Consider the following 16,773-nt stretch of genomic DNA (forward strand, 5'->3'; position numbering starts at 1 on the left):
CTACGCTACGCCCCCAAGCACGCCAAAACCTCAGCAGCCCTAGCAGCTGCCCCTTTCGCCTGTGTAACGGCTTCTGGAATATCCTTTGGTCCCTGGCAGTATCCACACACTAGAATTCCCTCCCTGCTAGAATCCAGTGGAGCATATAGTGGATCTGCAATCTTGAAAAATCTGTTTTTGTCTAGCTCAACTCCTAAGATGGATGCAAGCTCTTTTACCCCTTTACTTGGCACCAAAGCTGTACAAAGCACGACCAAACCTACTTCAAGCCTTTTTACCTGCCTTGTTACCGTGTCGTCGTACCATATCACAGGATTCTTCGTCTCCTTATCCTCTGTTATCTCTCCCGGCTTGCTCCTGATGTAGCGTACTTCATACTCATTTTTAGCTCTGTCTACGTATTCTTGGAACCCTTTTCCAAAAGCCCTCATATCTGTATAAAAAATATAAGTCTCCATGTCCGGATAATGTTCCTTCGCCAGTATTGCCTCCTTTGTGGCGTGCATGCAACATACCGAGGAGCAATAGGGATTGTTCTTCACATCTCTCGAGCCGACGCACTGGATGAAGGCGATGCTATTCGTAGTCTTCTTATCAGAGGGTCTGTCGAGATGGCCGCCTGTGGGACCTGAAGCACAAACCAAGCGCTCGTACTCCAAGGCAGTGATGACGTTTTTATATCTGCCATAGCCGTATTCCTTTATCCCAGAGGGATCAAAGGAATCGAATCCACAAGCAACGATGATGGCGCCCACGTGAATCTCGATTTCCTCTGGTTTTTGATAGAGATCGATGGCTCCTGCGTCGCACACCGCTACGCAGTTTCCACATTTGACGCAGTGCTCCCTGTCCACCATAACGACTCTGGGCACAGCCTGGAGAAACGGGATAAATATATTGCCCCTTGAGCGGAGGGCCATATCAAACTCGTCTGGAAGATTGATGTAGGGGCAGGCAGAAACACAATCACCACAGCCGGTGCACTTTTCCTCGTCCACGTACCTGGGTTTCTTGAGTATCTTTACCTTAAAGTCTCCTGCCTTGCCGGAAACGCCCGTCACTTCTGCATAAGTGAGCACATCGATGTTTTCGTGAGAGAAACACTCCATCATCTTTGGAGCCAATATGCATATCGAGCAGTCGCCGGTTGGGAAGGTCTTGTCGAGCTGTGCCATTTTGCCCCCTATGCTTGGAAATCTCTCAACCAAGTAAACCTTTAAACCCCTCTCAGCCAGATCTATTGCTGCTTGGATGCCTGCCACTCCACCACCGATAACAAGAACGTCATCTACCATTAAGGGTCACCCCCTTCTCCCAAACCCAACGCAGAGGCAACCAGAACAGAGAAGTCTTTGATCTTAACCTCGTCGGTGGGGGTTTTACCTTTCATTGCACAACTCAGATGGATCTGACACTTCGGGCATGCTGTTATCAGGGTTTCAGCAGCTGCTTTTGCCTCTTTCAGTCTTTCCTTCTGTATTTGCTCTGAAAACCTATCGCAATTGGTCCAAGTGCTCGTACCACAGCATATCGAGCGCTCTCGTGAGTGCTCCATCTCGATCAGTCCTATACCAGGAATGCTGCATATGACCTCCCTGGGCGGATCATAGACTCCCAGATGTCTTCCAAGTCTGCAGGGATCCTGATAGGTCACGTCCTCCTCCAACCTTCCAAAAGCTATTTTTCCTTCGTCGATCTTTTCTGCGAGAAATTCTGAGATGTGAGCTAGCTCGAAATCCATGTCCACGTACTCTGAATAGTCCTGTTTAAAAGTCCTGTAGCACTCCGGACACGAGAATATCACTTTTTTTGCACCAGTTTCCTTTATAAGACCTACGTTAATCCTGGCAATTTTTTCAAAGTTCTCCACATCGCCAGTCCAGAGCAGATCGTGTCCACAGCATCTCTCATCAGGCATTACAACTGGCTTTATGCCAAGGCTGTTAAGTATTTTAACCGTGCTTCTGGCGATGTCTAGACTGTTCACGCCGATGTCTCTGAAGATGGTTTCAAAGTAGGGCAGACATCCTGTGAAATAGAGAATATCCCCCTTTTCAGAAATTTCCAGGTCATCAGAGACCCACCCCAACCTATCCTGTTTGAGATTTGGATTCCCCATAATCCGCATCAAGGACAATAGAACACCACCATGGGTGCAGTTACCCGTATAACCTGTCTTTAGTGCCTCTGCTCTGGCATATCTGATGAACCTTGTGTAGTCCACATCAGAGGGGCATCTATCATTACAGAGGTTACAGGTCATGCAAGACCAGATGCCCCCATCTGCCAGTAGCTCTTTGTCAAAGCCGAGCAGAGCCTTCTCAACGGTAAGCCTGGGAGAATAATCCTTGTTCACTCTCGATATGGGGCAGCTACCAGTACACTTTCCACATTCAAGACAATAATAAGCCTTGGTCTCCTTGACTATATTCTCTAAGGACATGATGCCACCCCCCTCCCCAGCGGATTTGGCCCCATACTTTTCAAGTCTTCCACGAATTCTTTTATGACACTGGCAAATTTTTCTCCCTCTGACGCAGAGATCCATTCCAAGCGTAGCCTCTCCTCTTCCAGACCCAATGTCTTCAGGAGTTCCTTGGTCATTTTTACCCTATCTTCTGCTCTAAGATTTCCAGAGATATAATGACAGTCGCCTATGTGGCACCCCGTGATTAAAACTCCATCTATGCCGCCTTCGAATGCCCTGAGTACAAAGCTGGGCTCCACCCTACCAGAGCACATGACCTTGATGATGCGCACATTGGGCGGATATTGCATGCGGGAAACACCAGCCAGGTCTGCACCTGCATAGGAGCACCAGTTGCAGCAAAAAGCCACGATTTTTGGATCCATCAGAATATCCCTGCCATTGCATCTATCATCGCGATGATTTGTTTGTCTGTGAAATGCTTGAGAGTTATGGCGCCACTTGGACACGCAACAGAGCAGGTGCCGCATCCCTTGCAGAGAACCTTTTTTACCTGCGCTACTAACCTTCCTGGCTCGATTTCTTTTAGCTCTAGGGCATTATACTCACATACCTCCTCGCACCTACCGCAGCCCCTACATAGGATTTCATCAACGCTAATGACAGCTCCCTCTGCCTCTACACGCTCTTTAGACAGTATCGTGGCTGCTCTGGATGCAGCTGCACTGGCCTGCGAGAGGGTTTCGTCTATGGACTTGGGCGAATGAGCCAAGCCGCACAAGAAGATTCCGTCATTTGAGAAGTCGATTGGCCGCAGCTTAACGTGCGCCTCTAAGAAGAAGCCATCTCCCCTAAGAGGGACTTTTAGCATTTCTGATAGTTCCTTATTGCCAGGATGAGGGAGTACTGCAGCACTCAGTACCAAGAGATCCGGCTTGATCAAGAATTTTCTCCCCAAGGTGCGATCGACCACCAATACTTTCAGGACTCCGTCCTCCAGGATAACCTCTGGTTTCTCTTTTTCATCATAGCGAAGAAATATGATGCCCTCTTCTCTTGCCTTTCGATAGTAATCTTCTGTGAATCCGGGGGTTCTTATGTCCCTATATAATACGTAGACGTTTGCATCTGGGCTCTTTTCTTTGATCTTCAGCGCATTCTTGATCGCATCATAGCAGCAGACTCGACTACAATAGGGTCTCTCTTCGTTTCTGGAGCCGACACACTGAATCATCACAATCGTCTTAGCCTTTAACTCATTGTTAGCCAGCTTTTCCTCCAGCTCAAGTTGTGTAAGCACTCGGTCATCCTCGCCGTATAGATACTCCTCTGGCTTGTATTCAACTCCGCCAGTAGCTATGATGATCACTCCACTCGCCAGATCTTTTTCATCGCCATCTTGATTTATTTTAACCAGAAAGTTTCCAACATAACCCCCAACGTCCACTATGTTTGTGCCCGTGTAAACATGTATTTTTGAGTTCTTCATAACCTCATCGATAAGCTCATTCACATGTTCCTTGGGGCTTACACCACCCAAGCTATAGTATAGTCTGCGCAGATTGCCACCGAGTTCCTTCTCCTTCTCTATCAAGTGCACCTCATAGCCTTGATTAGCCAATTCGAGGGCAGCGGTCATTCCTGCTATGCCGCCGCCGATTACCAGTCCAGAGGGGTTTACATCCACAAATATTCTTTCTAGCGGCTCAAGTAGTCTTGCCTTCGCAACGATCATCCTGACCAGGTCTTTAGTCTTCTCCGTTGCTTCTTCTTTTTCATGTTGGTGTACCCATGAGCATTGATCCCTGATATTCGCCATCTCAAAAAGATAGGGATTTAACCCGGCTTCCCTTATCGTGCTCCTGAAGAGTGATTCATGGGTTCTGGGAGTGCAAGAAGCCACAACCACCCTATTTAAGTCATGCTCTTCTATGGCACCTTTTATCCTATCTTGAGCATCCCTAGAGCAGGTGTAGGGGTCCTCTTCCACATACGCCACGTTTGGCAGTGATTTGGCATATTCCACAACCCTTGGTATGTCCACTACGCCGCCGATGTTTACTCCACAGTTGCATATGAAAACGCCAATTCTTGGATCTTCACCCAAGACATCTTTTTCGGGAGGGTATGACTTTCCTACTACCAGCGTCCCCCTTTCAGAGGACAGAAGGCCTGATGCCTTGGAGGCAGCACCAGATGCTTGGGCTACGCTCTCTGGAATGTCTTTGGGGGAGGCAAAAGCGCCACACACATATATTCCTTGCCTAGAGGTTTCCACTGGTGAGTACTCGCTGGTTGAACAGAAACCATATTGGTTTAGCTCTATTCCAAGCTTTTCACTGAGTTCTTTGGGTTCCTTGGGTGGCATGAGCCCGACCGAGAGCACCACGAGGTCGAACTCCTCCCCTATTAGCTTTCCATCCTCATCTTCATACTTGATCAACATTTTTTCCGAATCGGTCTCTTCTACTGAAGACGGCCTGCATCGCGTGAACCTTACCCCATATTCTTCCTTTGCCCTATTGTAATATTCTTCGAATCCCTTTCCATGAGTTCGAATGTCAATGTAGAAGATATTTACATCTATGGCAGGATTGTGTTCCTTTGTTATTATCGCCTCTTTAACTGCATAGGTGCAACATACCGAGGAGCAATAGGGATTGTTCTTCACATCTCTCGAGCCGACGCACTGGATGAAGGCGATGCTATTCGTAGTCTTCTTATCAGAGGGTCTGTCGAGATGGCCGCCTGTGGGACCTGAAGCACAAACCAAGCGCTCGTACTCCAAGGCAGTGATGACGTTTTTATATCTGCCATAGCCGTATTCCTTTATCCCAGAGGGATCAAAGGAATCGAATCCACAAGCAACGATGATGGCGCCCACGTGAATCTCGATTTCCTCTGGTTTTTGATAGAGATCGATGGCTCCTGCGTCGCACACCGCTACGCAGTTTCCACATTTGACGCAGTGCTCCCTGTCCACCATAACGACTCTGGGCACAGCCTGGAGAAACGGGATAAATATATTGCCCCTTGAGCGGAGGGCCATATCAAACTCGTCTGGAAGATTGATGTAGGGGCAGGCAGAAACACAATCACCACAGCCGGTGCACTTTTCCTCGTCCACGTACCTGGGTTTCTTGAGTATCTTTACCTTAAAGTCTCCTGCCTTGCCGGAAACTTCAGTCAGATCAGCATTTGTTATGAGTTCGATGTTTGGATGTGTTCCCACATTCACGAGTTTAGGGGATAAAATGCATATTGAGCAATCGCCGGTTGGGAAGGTCTTGTCGAGTTGTGCCATGACTCCTCCGATAGAGGGGGACTTCTCCAGCAGGTACACTTTGAAGCCAGAATCTGCCAGATCAAGAGATGCCTGTATACCTGCTATCCCACCACCAACGACAAGTACTGCTCCGACTTTCTTAGAGGCTTGCATAAACTCTTCTCCTAGATCGTTATTCTCAAAAATTATTTCGATTTATATTCCCTTATTTTATCTCTCAGATCATATTTAGTACTTTCGTTGAAGATTCCCCCAACATCAATAAACAACTATTTTAAACCGTTATATTTGTCAACGGTTACTTCTGTAGCCAGAGTGTTATACGAGTAGAAAAGTGTTATACGAGCCGAAATAATAAACCATAGACCATAAATCGATCTAAAGCACCCCTCCAGAAATTTACCAGACCTTCGAAATGTCTGAACTCTGCAATTAGCTTAAAATAACTTAATCTCAAACTTTTAAGTGAGCTGGAATGGCAACGGTTCTCTCTTTCTACCCCAGGATAAAGAAGTGTTCGAATCCCACTTCAAAAAAGTCACTGGAGATAGTTTTTTCTTTATTTGCCCCTTTTCATATAAAGCGTCCTGATGGGGAAGGGTATCTCTATGTTTTCCTCCTCGAATCTCTCCTTTATCCTGGAGTTTATGTGATCTATAACATCTACCTTCTTCGTTACATCTTCTATCCATACGATTAAGATTAAATTAAGCGAAAAATCATCAAACTCATTGAAGATAACTTTTGGTTCTGGGTCGTCCAAGACATCTGGTGCCTCTTTTGCTATCTCCAAAAGAACTCTTCGTACCTTAGCCATGTCTGACCCATATGCAACCCCGATGGGTATACGAACCTTTAATCTGCGATCTGGTTCGACGAGATTGGTCAGCTTCATCTTTGAGAGTTCTGAATTAGGTATGGTTACTATTGTGTGATTGATGATGTCATACAATCGAGTACTTCGCATGCCAACATCCCTGACTTCATAAAGCTCTTCCGCGCCCAACATGATTCTGTCTCCAAGTTTGAATGGGTGGTCGAGCATCATATAAAATCCAGAAAACATGTTTGAGAGAGTATCTTGCAATGCCAATGCAATTGCTAAACCAGCGATACCCATCCCAGCTAACAGCGGTGTTATGTTTATTTTCAAAATATTCAGGATTAGCAGGATGCCTACGATTAAGAGAAATACTTTTACTATTCTCTCCAAGACAGGGATGACAACCTGGTCAATACTGGTCTTGGTCCTCTTTGCCAGAGAACGTCCATATTCCTGCATCAAGGCTGGAACAATATTATAGATAACCCAAGTGCCAAGTATAGCACCTATTATCTTAAATACAAGTCCAATTTGAGCTAAAAACGGAAATTTTACAATGATTAAAGCAAGATGAATACCAAGAAGAAGTATGAGTATATAAAGAGGCCCTTTTATCGTTTTTATTATAACATCTACCCCTTTAATCTTCGTTCTAGCTGCAAATTTCTCCAGATATTTTTCGAAAAAACGCATGACCACCCTTGCTACAACAAGGGTCAAGAGGAGAATAACCAATGCCTCTATGTATTGTATATAGTCCCATATCATTGCTATTTCAACCATTCCGTTGGATATAACTCTAAAGTACATTAAAAATCTTATCCTATCAAAAAGATAATCTATGATAAAATGGTTACAATAACAAAAGGGTTACAATAAAGTAAAGAGAGGATAAGGTGAAATTTGAAGTGATTCCTGCAGTGGACATAAAGGATGGGAAGTGCGTTCAACTCGTACAAGGCGTGCCCAGCAACGTTTCTTGGAGTGGCAACGATCCCATCGGAATGGCCATGCAATGGGTCGATGAGGGTGCCAAGACACTGCACCTGATAGACCTGGATGGTGCTTTCGAAGGAAAAAGAAGAAATGCACCCTTGATTGAACAGATAATAGAACGATGTCCTGCAAAGATCCAAGTTGGTGGGGGCATCCGATCATACGACTCTGCAAGAGCCCTACTTGACATCGGTGCTGATAGGATAATATTGGGGACTGCCGCAATAGAGGATGGCTCTCTCGTGCAAAAATTGGCAAGTGAATATGGTAGTGAACGCATCATGGTCTCATTGGATGCGAAGAGTGGTGAGGTCATGGTCGAGGGTTGGAAAAAAGGCTCTGGTCTCAAATCAACGGAGGTAGGCCTAAGGTTCCAAAAACTTGGCGCAGGATTCATCTTATTTACAAACATAGATGTAGAAGGGCTATTGCAAGGCGTGAACCCGGCGCCGATCAAGGAGTTAGTTGAGGTGGTAGATATCCCCGTAATCGCATCTGGGGGCATCTCATCTATTGAGGATCTGATTGAAATTAAAAACACCAGTGCTGTTGGCGCAGTGATTGGAACAGCACTTTATAAGGGTAATTTAACGCTAAAGGAGGCAATGAAGGTGACAAAATGAGAAGAACCAAGGTAGAAAGAAAGACGAAGGAGACTGACATCAAAGTCGATCTAAACATAGATGGAAAAGGGGAATGCAACATAAGCACAGGCCTAAAATTTTTCGATCACTTGCTTTCAAGCTTTGCCGTTCATGGAAAATTTGACCTTAACCTCACAGCATCAGGGGATGACGAGCACCATATAATAGAGGATGTTGGCATAGTGTTGGGCCATGCTTTAAAAAAGTCCCTGATCGAGAAAGAGGTTATATACAGATTTGGACATGCAATCGTTCCAATGGACGACTCTTTGGCAATAGTTGCAATTGACCTAAGCGGTAGAGGCTATCTGGTGTTCAATGCTAAATTTTCGGCAGAGAAAATAGGGGATACCAGCACAGAGATGATTAAACACTTCTTAGAGGCATTTGTCAGTAATGCGAGCATAAACATAAATGTGCGAGTTGAGGGGGAAAACGACCACCACAAGGGAGAGGCATTATTCAAATCCTTGGCGTTGGCACTAAATGAAGCCACGAGAATCGACCAACGAGGAAAAAGCGCCCCAAGCACAAAAGGAATGTTGTATGGGTAAGAGAGTACTGGTAACGACAGCATGGCCCTATGCAAACGGACCTTTGCACTTGGGACACTTAGCAGGTTCGTGTCTGCCGGCGGATATCTTTGCCAGGTATAACCGGATGATGGGAAACGAAACACGGATGGTTTCCGGGACGGACGAGCATGGAACACCCATATCCATGCGTGCAGAGGTAGAGGGGCGTTCTCCCAAAGGGATAGTTGATAATTATCATGAGAGAATCAAGCGTTCTCTATATGATGTGGGCTGTTCATATGATCTATTCACTAGGACGACGACCAGGAACCATCGTGAAACGGCCCAGGATTTCTTTCTTAAATTGCTTGAGCATGACTTTATCTACGAAAAGGCCATGGATATGCTATATTGCCCCAAGTGCAACAAGTCCTTACCAGACAGATATGTGGAGGGCAAGTGCCCCAAGTGTGGCTCAGAGGGTGCCAGAGGGGATCAATGCGATGCGTGTGGTAGGACTCTTGACACCACGGAATTGATCAATCCCTATTGCAAGAGTTGTGGTACTACGCCAGAGATGCGTGAGACCAGGCATTACTTCTTTCGATTAACTGCATTTCAGGATAGGCTGCTGAGTTGGATAAAGACCAAGAAAGATCTTTGGAGACCGAATGTCTATAAATTTACGATCAATTGGCTGAAAGAGGGAGTAGAGGACAGGCCCATAACTCGTGACCTCAAATGGGGGGTCCCGGTCCCTATCAAGGGTGAAGAGGACAAAGTCATCTATGTCTGGTTTGAGGCTGTCATTGGATATATCTCAGCGACAAAACAATACTTTGCTGAACAAGGCAAATCAGACGCATGGAGGGTTTGGTGGGAGGATCCGGATACGGAAACTTATTATTTCATTGGAAAGGATAACATACCTTTCCATACCATTATATGGCCTGCCATGTTGTTAGGCTACGAAGGACTGAACATCCCCACAAATGTCATAGGCAACGAGTTCCTCAATCTAGAAGGGGATAAATTTTCGACGAGCAAGAACTACGCCGTCTGGTTAGACGAATACCTAGAGCATTTCGATCCAGACCCACTGCGATACTATCTTTCCATCAATATGCCGGAATCCAAGGATGCGAATTTTACTTGGGATGAATTTCAACGCAGAAATAACGAAGAACTTGTGTCCACATTTGGTAACTTTGCGCACAGAGTACTATCATTTATTGAAAAATTCCACGATGGAATCATTCCAGAGCCTTATGATCTCGATGAAAAAGACCTTTCTGTGCTAAAAGAGATCGAGCTAGCGGTGGATGTTACCGACAACTTCCTTCAGAATTGCGAGTTTAAGAAGGCCATAGCAAGGGTCATGAAGCTTGCCTCATTTGGCAACCAATATTTCAATGAAAAGGAGCCTTGGAAAGATAAGGCGATGAGCAAAACAACGCTTCATTTAAGCGCTTGCATCATAAAAGCCTTGGCAATCTTGATGGCTCCGTTCCTACCCTTCTCTGCACAGAGACTTTGGAGTATGCTGGGTTATGAAAGCTCCGTACATGAACAGCGATTGCAATCTGCCAAGAATCCTATCGAATCTCAGCCTGTAAGGGATGTGAAGCCGTTGTTCCGGATAATTGAGGGCGATGAAATTGCAGAGCAAAAGACAAAGCTGGATAGATGATCGCTCTGACATATCCAAATTGAACCTTGTCGAGATGGGTAGAGATGAGGTCACCTTGGCCTGTACCCAAGGAAAGATCTCACTCTGGCTCGGTAAAAAAGCAACGGAAGACCTGATCATAGGAATCCTATCCAGTATATCAAAAGTCGACTCTTCCATCGAATATGAAAGTGAAGTCATCTGTGACTTCGATGCCATCGAAAAATACGAGAGCAGGGGTTATATCCTAATCTCATATGCAAGGACAAAGGAGAAATATAGAGTTGTGTTCAACGTGCCACTTTCAAGAAAAGATGCCCTGGAATGCTTTACTGAATCCATTCTCGAGGAACTAAGGGAGGGGAATGTTCAAAAAAGTTTTCTCTGGAACGGCAACTCCACTAAGATAATGTTATTATTCACAGAACTAAACGATAATGTAATTGGTTGGCATCTCAAGAGGACGGAATTCAAAGATGATTCAGATGGGTATAGCTGGAATCCCCCGGGCTAAAAAGGGAAAAGGAATAGATGCTGGCATCAGATATCTTGCTGAGATCAAATTGGATGCCATGGAGATTCAGTTCGTCAGGGGCATTTTTATGGATAGCGAGGCTGCAAAGAGAGTTGGTGAAACTGCAAAAGAGGTGGGTATCAAACTTTCAGTACATGCACCCTATTATGTTAACCTCGCTGGGAGCAAAGAGACCATCGAAAAAAGCAAAAAATTCATCATTAATTCCGCTCTAAGGGCTATCGAGATGAATGCGAATATAGTGGTTCTCCATCCGGGATATTATTCGAAAAAAGAAAACACGTTTGAATTGGTAAAGAGCGCTTGTGAGGAGATCAAGGACAAAATAGAAAAGAAAGTACTTCTTGGCATTGAGACAGCCGGGCGGAAAAGTCAGTTTGGCACCCTTGATGAGATCATCAAGATCACATCTGAGGTTGAAGGAACAAAACCAGTGCTGGATTTCGGCCACATCCACGCCAGGGGTAACGGCTCGTTAAAAAGCAAAAGTGATTTCGAGGGAGTGCTTAGTAGATTTGATCATGATGAGTTCCACATCCATTTTAGCGGAGTGGAATATGAGGATGGAAATGAGAGAAAACACATACCTGTGGATGACGAGCCAAACTTTGAACCCCTAGCAGAGGCTTTAATAGAAGGGAGCTACGATGCCACGGTGATTTGTGAATCACCTTTATTAGAGGTGGATGCCTTGAAGATGAAGGAGGTCATTAATGCCAAAATCAAAGGATGAAAATCAGAGCACAGTCAGGTCAGCGATGAAGATGATGAGTACCCATATCATTGATGCAGCTGAGGATTTAAAAGATGACACAATAAAAGAGGTGATCGATCAACTTCTCAGCGCAAAAAAGATCTTTTTGCTGGGCGTCGGTCGCTCAGGCTTGGTTGGCAAAGCATTCGCAATGAGGCTGATGCATCTGGGATTTCGTGTGTTCGTGGTGGGGGAGACCATAACCCCCTCTGTGGAAAAAGGCGACCTCTTGGTGGTCATCTCTGGTTCAGGTGAAACCCAATCCGTGGTCGACTTAGCCCAAATTGGAAAGGACCTAGGAGCGAAGATTATTTTGGTCACATCAAACCCCAATTCAACAGCGGCAAGTTATGCCGATATATTGATCACATTAGGGAAAAGGGTCAAGACGGATGATATGGACTACCTAGAAAGACAAGTAAGGGGGGCGCATAGATCATTGGCACCCCTAGGTACGTTATTTGAGATCACTTCCATGGTCTTTTTGGATGGAATCATCGCTGCTTTGATGGAAATCACCAAGAAGGGAGAAGGGGATCTCAAACTAAAACATGCGACCTTGGAGTGATAGCATGAAGGAAATAAAAGATTTGTTGGAAAAACTGTCAAATGCTCATGGCACCTCTGGGTATGAGGGAAATATCAGGACCATCGTTGAGGAGGAGATCCATCCATATGTCGATGAGATCAGGACGGATAAACTTGGAAATCTCATTGCTACTAAGAAAGGTGCAGCGCCATCTATCATGCTTGCTGCCCACATGGATGAGATAGGCTTGATGGTCAAATATGTGGATGATGAGGGCTTTATCAAATTTGTCAAGGTTGGCGGCTGGTTTGATCAGACCTTGCTCAACCAACGCGTCATACTTCACACAGAAAAAGGGATGATAACAGGCGTCATAGGATCAAAGCCGCCCCATGTTATGAAAGAGGAGGATAAGAAAAAGGTAGTCAATGCAGAGGACATGTTCATCGATGTCGGGGCGACGAGTAAAAAGGATGCAAAAAAATTGGGCATAATGGAGGGCACATCGATCACCATGGACAGGGAGTTCCGACCGCTGGCAAATGATATGGTTACTGGCAAAGCTTTCGACGATAGGGTAGGGCTGGTGATGTTGATTGAAGCCCTAAAGCGAACAGATGGTAGGGTGACAGTGCATGCAGTCGGGACCGTTCAAGAGGAGGTTGGATTAAAGGGCGCGAAGACATCTGCCTTTGGATTGGGACCAGACGTTGCGATTGCAACTGATGTCGCCATTGCCGGAGATAACCCCGGCATAGAGAAAAAAGATTCTTCCATAGAAATTGGCAAAGGGCCTTCAATAACGGTCTTGGATGGGTCCGGGCGCGGACTCATTACATCCGAACCTGTGCTAAAATGGCTTAAAAGGACAGCTGAGAGCAACAAAATTCCGTATCAGTTAGAAGTATCCAGCGGAGGAACGACAGATGCGACTGCAATTCAGCTAACAAAGGCAGGCATCCCTTCCGGAACGATAAGCCTACCAGCAAGATATATCCACTCGCCAGTCGAGGTGATAAGCCTAAAAGACCTAGATCGATGTGCAGAACTGATTGCACGCGCCATAGAGACGGTTGACGGGTACTTTTGGGGTATTTAGCAGATTATAAAAAAATAGAACAAAAAAAACTTTTCAACGAAAGTGACATCCTCAAACTCTGAGGACCCTATAACCTGCTGCCCTCTCCAACCTATCCATTATAGCTAGCCCAATGCCCTTTGTTTCCACGCCTTCCACGATGATCATGTCAACTTTTGCCTCATCGAAACCCCTGAGAATTTCAAACAAATTTCTAGCAACCGTCCTCAGATCAGCCCTGCTACCGGCAACTTTAACGATGTCTGCATCGTATCTGGGGCTTTCGCTCATTGCCATTATTCCCACTCTTTTTCCCTTCCGCCTGTGCTCATCTGCGAGTTCCTGAACCTTTCTTGTGAGGATGTCAAAATCCTCCCCCTCTACCACGATCATATCTGAGCTGGGTGCATAATGCTTGTGTTTCATTCCCGGAGATAGGGCAACCTCCACTTCCATTTTTATCCCAGCTAGATCAGCATCTCCCAACACATCCACTAGCTCTTCAGCGGTGATGCCCCCAGGTCTTAATATCCTTGGCTTAGAAGCGGTCAGATCAAGAACTGTGGATTCCACCCCCACCCTCGTTGGACCCCCATCAAGTATTATATCCACCTTAGCCCCTAAGTCCTCCATAACATGTCTTGCATTGGTTGGGCTGGGCTTTCCAGCAGGATTGGCACTTGGTGCTGCAATTGGCATTCCAGATTCAGCTATGAGGGCAAGGGGCACCCGGTGATCAGGCATTCTTAGGGCTACCGTCTCTAAGCCGCCGGTGGTCACATAGGGCACGATCTCAGATTTTTTTAGGACAAGCGTCAACGGACCAGGCCAAAAAAAGTCCATTAACTCCTCTGCCTTCACTGGAATGTCTTTCATCAGCTTGTAAACCTCTTCCCTGTCAGCAACATGCACTATAAGGGGGTTGTCCACTGGTCGGTTTTTGGCCCTGAATATGCTGGCAACCGCTTCCGCGTTGAGAGCATCCGCTCCAAGACCGTACACCGTCTCGGTAGGAAAGGCAACCAAGCCTCCATTCCTGATTACGTCCGCAGCGATACGAATTTTACCTATTTCTGGCTCTTCGGAGTCTACTTTTAGTACCAAGGGTTTGCGCTCTTCTGACATGGCAAAACTAAGATGCATGATGGTGTATTTTAGGGTTTGTTTGAGCACTTAATGATTTATTTTGTTCAATTATCAGGGGTCGTTCCGTTTAATAATTGCAAAATATCAATGCTTTATCACCCACTCTCAGCCCAATCTTATCTGAAACACCCCCGTTTACTTCCAGGACATATTTTGCCTTTTTATCAGGGTTTATGCTGGGACAAATATCCGCTTCGCAAGGTTGAGTGTTCTTGCTGATAAAAACAACCTCTTTGTCTTCACTGATCCAGATTATGTCCAGGGGGATCAGGGTATTCTTCATCCAGAAGGGGTGCACTCCTTCTTCTTCAAAGATGAAAAGCATGCCTTTGTCTGGATCAAGATGTTCTCTGAACATTAAACCACGAGCTCGTTCGTCAGGAGTTGTGGCCAGTTCAACATAGAAGCAAGTACCTTTTATACAGACCTGGTTTTGTTTGGAGACTTCTGGGGGTTGATCGCTGATGCACCCAATAATTAAAACTGCTAAGGTTACAAGTGCCAATATACCGATTAAAATCTTGTGATGATTTTTCATTTCAAAGTGTGAGTATTGTGTATAACTTTTTGTAGATAAAAGAGGTTGTGATTCTCAGTAGTATATGTGCTACGTTAATTAAGCAAGCGATGCGGCAATTTCTTCACCATCTTATCTATCCTATCTCTTGGTTTTACTCATTATTAACAAATACTTAAATCCACGAAGATAAAAATGAAGTTTCTTGCTCTCTCATGCCAAACATGAGTTTATGAAATTATTTCGAAGTTATGGGTGCCCCAAGCATGACATTTAGGGCAGCCAACTGGCGTATCTATATAAGCGGATCCGTAGCCTTTGTCTTTGACCCAAGCAGGATCATCTCCGAGATACCCAGGATCCTCCTCATTTGAGGCTATACAATATCCATAGCTATTGAACTGATAAATCAGCTCTTCCCCTCGGTATCCGCAACTTTTACATTTATATTTTGACACTTTAAATCTCTTTTTAGTTATATTTCCTTTAAAAAAATGTTTTCTTCGTCTACCCTATATTGAATTAGTCTCACCGTTTTTTCCTCAATGCTTTTTCTTTTATCTCGGTACTGTAAAACTTCTTTGTCAAAATCAAAGCCAACAAGAATACTTTGTACCATCCCAGAATCCCCATCCGCAAGTTTTCTAATCAACCAATTTTCATACTTGATAATTTGGTTAAGATCCGCCTCTGAGACTTTTCCCGTCTTCAGTTCCATGCAGGTAAATTTGTAAAGTATCTTCAAAGAATCTATCGTAGTTACATGTGTAAGAAAAATATCCATTACTTTGTTGAATGAGGTTGGAACGTAATTTATGAAATCATCGTAATCACCTATGATTTCTTTGAGCTTGCCCTCAGTAAAAGATTTCATAAACCATGCATTGAGATATCCCTCATATCTAAGGTGACCTTGATTATTGCACTCCAAAATCAATGGCAATGGTTTAGGATTGAGAGTAAAATAAGGATCGGGGAGCTTATAAGGCGGGTTATATACTGGATTATTCCTCAATAAAAGTCGTATTATTTCCTTTCCTTCTGCGGTAGTAATGGAAAAATGATTTTTCTTTGCCATAATTCCCAGATCAAAAGTCCAAATCTTTCCCTTATCTCGCAGATCTAATATGTCACTTAAATCTACGGGTTTAGCAAATTCTCTCAGGGCTGGCTCCAGGCAAACTCTGTAAGGATATGCTTGGCTTGGGTTATGCCAGATGTCTGTTTTATCATAAAAAGGTCTTTTATTAACTCTCCATAAGCCGTATATGCCTCTGTTTTTAACATAAAAGAAAACAAAATCATCTGGCTTAATTCCCCAAAAACCAGAGATTACATCAGCGTTCATTGGTCCAGACCTAACAGATCCACTACTCTGAACACCCCCATAAACCCCTTTCTCAACACATGTTCTAAAATTATTTTCCCCTGTTAGAAATATGTGATAAGCCATTTCATGCCCCCATTGGTGTCGATTTTACCTTAGTTATTAAATATGCTATTTTATTAATATCCGTACCACTTGCCTTAAACCCTCTTGATATTGCGGTGACAATGGTAGTTCCACAGCCGTAAAAAGGGTCATTTATATGTGCGACTTTTTCAGATACATACTCATCAATTAACTTTTCAACCAACTGGGGGATGAATTTAGCAGGGGTATCGATGGTAGTCATGGGTCCATTTGCCTGTATCCGAGGGCTTATATTCTACAAAAGACCACTCCTTATCCATCTTTTTCTTATTGAATAGATCCAAGATTTCTTCTTTCATTTATTTTTTCATTATTCATTATCATAACAGCTCATTTAAATTAATCGCCGTTTCTTCTTTTGTAGGCCCAAACCTTGAAT

General features: G+C 44.6%; 17 protein-coding genes. 7 read left to right on the forward strand and 10 right to left on the reverse strand.

Annotated elements, in window-relative coordinates; all coding sequences use genetic code 11:
- Positions 1-5: 5 nt before the first annotated feature.
- The 5 genes from PHI74_03120 to PHI74_03140 form a co-directional block, all read right to left on the reverse strand.
- On the reverse strand, positions 6-1,295 hold the full coding sequence (locus tag PHI74_03120) for a CoB--CoM heterodisulfide reductase iron-sulfur subunit A family protein (GenBank protein MDD5485003.1): 1,290 nt from the start codon (positions 1,293-1,295) through the stop codon (positions 6-8).
- Positions 1,295-2,443, reverse strand: coding sequence for a (Fe-S)-binding protein (locus PHI74_03125; protein MDD5485004.1), 1,149 nt, complete (start codon positions 2,441-2,443; stop codon positions 1,295-1,297). Before PHI74_03125 ends, PHI74_03120 begins: the two co-directional genes overlap by 1 nt.
- The gene (locus PHI74_03130; GenBank protein MDD5485005.1) at positions 2,434-2,853 is read right to left on the reverse strand and encodes a hydrogenase iron-sulfur subunit; all 420 of its coding nucleotides are present in this window, start codon (positions 2,851-2,853) and stop codon (positions 2,434-2,436) included. Before PHI74_03130 ends, PHI74_03125 begins: the two co-directional genes overlap by 10 nt.
- The gene (locus tag PHI74_03135) at positions 2,853-5,867 is read right to left on the reverse strand and encodes a CoB--CoM heterodisulfide reductase iron-sulfur subunit A family protein (protein ID MDD5485006.1); all 3,015 of its coding nucleotides are present in this window, start codon (positions 5,865-5,867) and stop codon (positions 2,853-2,855) included. The genes PHI74_03130 and PHI74_03135 overlap by 1 nt, the downstream gene beginning before the upstream one ends.
- 406 nt (positions 5,868-6,273) lie before the next feature.
- Complete coding sequence (locus PHI74_03140) at positions 6,274-7,320, reverse strand: mechanosensitive ion channel family protein (GenBank protein ID MDD5485007.1); 1,047 nt, start codon at positions 7,318-7,320, stop codon at positions 6,274-6,276.
- A gap of 113 nt (positions 7,321-7,433) precedes the next feature.
- Between PHI74_03140 and hisA the strand changes: the two genes are divergently transcribed.
- Genes hisA through PHI74_03175 form a run of 7 tightly spaced genes read left to right on the forward strand, consistent with a single transcriptional unit; the run spans position 7,434 to position 13,278 of the window.
- Positions 7,434-8,156 (forward strand): 1-(5-phosphoribosyl)-5-[(5-phosphoribosylamino)methylideneamino]imidazole-4-carboxamide isomerase, encoded by a 723-nt coding sequence (hisA, locus tag PHI74_03145; GenBank protein MDD5485008.1) that lies wholly within the window; start codon positions 7,434-7,436, stop codon positions 8,154-8,156.
- Positions 8,153-8,731, forward strand: a complete 579-nt coding sequence (gene hisB / locus PHI74_03150) for an imidazoleglycerol-phosphate dehydratase HisB (GenBank protein ID MDD5485009.1) — start codon at positions 8,153-8,155, stop codon at positions 8,729-8,731. The genes hisA and hisB overlap by 4 nt, the downstream gene beginning before the upstream one ends.
- Entirely contained in the window at positions 8,664-10,382 is a 1,719-nt protein-coding gene (gene metG / locus PHI74_03155; protein MDD5485010.1) for a methionine--tRNA ligase, read from the forward strand. The genes hisB and metG overlap by 68 nt, the downstream gene beginning before the upstream one ends.
- Entirely contained in the window at positions 10,345-10,875 is a 531-nt protein-coding gene (locus tag PHI74_03160) for a hypothetical protein (GenBank protein MDD5485011.1), read from the forward strand. Before metG ends, PHI74_03160 begins: the two co-directional genes overlap by 38 nt.
- Entirely contained in the window at positions 10,838-11,629 is a 792-nt protein-coding gene (locus tag PHI74_03165) for a TIM barrel protein (protein ID MDD5485012.1), read from the forward strand. Before PHI74_03160 ends, PHI74_03165 begins: the two co-directional genes overlap by 38 nt.
- Positions 11,610-12,218 carry a 6-phospho-3-hexuloisomerase gene (gene hxlB, locus PHI74_03170; protein MDD5485013.1) on the forward strand — a complete coding sequence of 203 codons (609 nt, stop codon included), beginning with the start codon at positions 11,610-11,612 and terminating at the stop codon, positions 12,216-12,218. Before PHI74_03165 ends, hxlB begins: the two co-directional genes overlap by 20 nt.
- Before the next feature lie 4 nt (positions 12,219-12,222).
- Positions 12,223-13,278, forward strand: coding sequence for a M42 family metallopeptidase (locus tag PHI74_03175; GenBank protein MDD5485014.1), 1,056 nt, complete (start codon positions 12,223-12,225; stop codon positions 13,276-13,278).
- A 51-nt stretch (positions 13,279-13,329) separates the two neighbouring features.
- Here the strand turns inward: PHI74_03175 and PHI74_03180 are convergent, their stop codons facing one another.
- From PHI74_03180 to PHI74_03200, 5 genes are all read right to left on the reverse strand, one after another.
- The gene (locus PHI74_03180) at positions 13,330-14,382 is read right to left on the reverse strand and encodes an L-threonylcarbamoyladenylate synthase (GenBank protein ID MDD5485015.1); all 1,053 of its coding nucleotides are present in this window, start codon (positions 14,380-14,382) and stop codon (positions 13,330-13,332) included.
- 88 nt (positions 14,383-14,470) lie between these two features.
- A complete protein-coding gene (locus PHI74_03185) occupies positions 14,471-14,941 on the reverse strand; it encodes a DUF192 domain-containing protein (GenBank protein MDD5485016.1) in 471 nt (156 codons plus the stop codon).
- A gap of 209 nt (positions 14,942-15,150) precedes the next feature.
- Positions 15,151-15,378, reverse strand: coding sequence for a hypothetical protein (locus tag PHI74_03190; GenBank protein ID MDD5485017.1), 228 nt, complete (start codon positions 15,376-15,378; stop codon positions 15,151-15,153).
- 17 nt (positions 15,379-15,395) lie between these two features.
- Positions 15,396-16,373 carry an EVE domain-containing protein gene (locus tag PHI74_03195; GenBank protein ID MDD5485018.1) on the reverse strand — a complete coding sequence of 326 codons (978 nt, stop codon included), beginning with the start codon at positions 16,371-16,373 and terminating at the stop codon, positions 15,396-15,398.
- A 1-nt stretch (position 16,374) separates the two neighbouring features.
- A complete protein-coding gene (locus PHI74_03200) occupies positions 16,375-16,596 on the reverse strand; it encodes a hypothetical protein (protein ID MDD5485019.1) in 222 nt (73 codons plus the stop codon).
- Positions 16,597-16,773 lie beyond the last annotated feature (177 nt).

The sequence above is a fragment of the Methanocellales archaeon genome (assembly GCA_028715985.1).
In the GTDB taxonomy this organism is placed as follows: Archaea; Halobacteriota; UBA148; order UBA148; family UBA148; genus UBA148.

Coding starts and splice junctions, on each gene's coding strand:
- PHI74_03120 (MDD5485003.1), bottom strand. CDS start 1,295: ATGGTAGATGACGTTCTTGTTATCGGTGGTGGAGTGGCAGGCATCCAA.
- PHI74_03125 (MDD5485004.1), bottom strand. CDS start 2,443: ATGTCCTTAGAGAATATAGTCAAGGAGACCAAGGCTTATTATTGTCTT.
- PHI74_03130 (MDD5485005.1), bottom strand. CDS start 2,853: ATGGATCCAAAAATCGTGGCTTTTTGCTGCAACTGGTGCTCCTATGCA.
- PHI74_03135 (MDD5485006.1), bottom strand. CDS start 5,867: ATGCAAGCCTCTAAGAAAGTCGGAGCAGTACTTGTCGTTGGTGGTGGG.
- PHI74_03140 (MDD5485007.1), bottom strand. CDS start 7,320: ATGGTTGAAATAGCAATGATATGGGACTATATACAATACATAGAGGCA.
- hisB (MDD5485009.1), top strand. CDS start 8,153: ATGAGAAGAACCAAGGTAGAAAGAAAGACGAAGGAGACTGACATCAAA.
- metG (MDD5485010.1), top strand. CDS start 8,664: ATGAAGCCACGAGAATCGACCAACGAGGAAAAAGCGCCCCAAGCACAA.
- PHI74_03160 (MDD5485011.1), top strand. CDS start 10,345: ATGAAATTGCAGAGCAAAAGACAAAGCTGGATAGATGATCGCTCTGAC.
- PHI74_03165 (MDD5485012.1), top strand. CDS start 10,838: ATGATTCAGATGGGTATAGCTGGAATCCCCCGGGCTAAAAAGGGAAAA.
- hxlB (MDD5485013.1), top strand. CDS start 11,610: ATGCCAAAATCAAAGGATGAAAATCAGAGCACAGTCAGGTCAGCGATG.
- PHI74_03175 (MDD5485014.1), top strand. CDS start 12,223: ATGAAGGAAATAAAAGATTTGTTGGAAAAACTGTCAAATGCTCATGGC.
- PHI74_03180 (MDD5485015.1), bottom strand. CDS start 14,382: ATGTCAGAAGAGCGCAAACCCTTGGTACTAAAAGTAGACTCCGAAGAG.
- PHI74_03185 (MDD5485016.1), bottom strand. CDS start 14,941: ATGAAAAATCATCACAAGATTTTAATCGGTATATTGGCACTTGTAACC.
- PHI74_03195 (MDD5485018.1), bottom strand. CDS start 16,373: ATGGCTTATCACATATTTCTAACAGGGGAAAATAATTTTAGAACATGT.
- PHI74_03200 (MDD5485019.1), bottom strand. CDS start 16,596: ATGACTACCATCGATACCCCTGCTAAATTCATCCCCCAGTTGGTTGAA.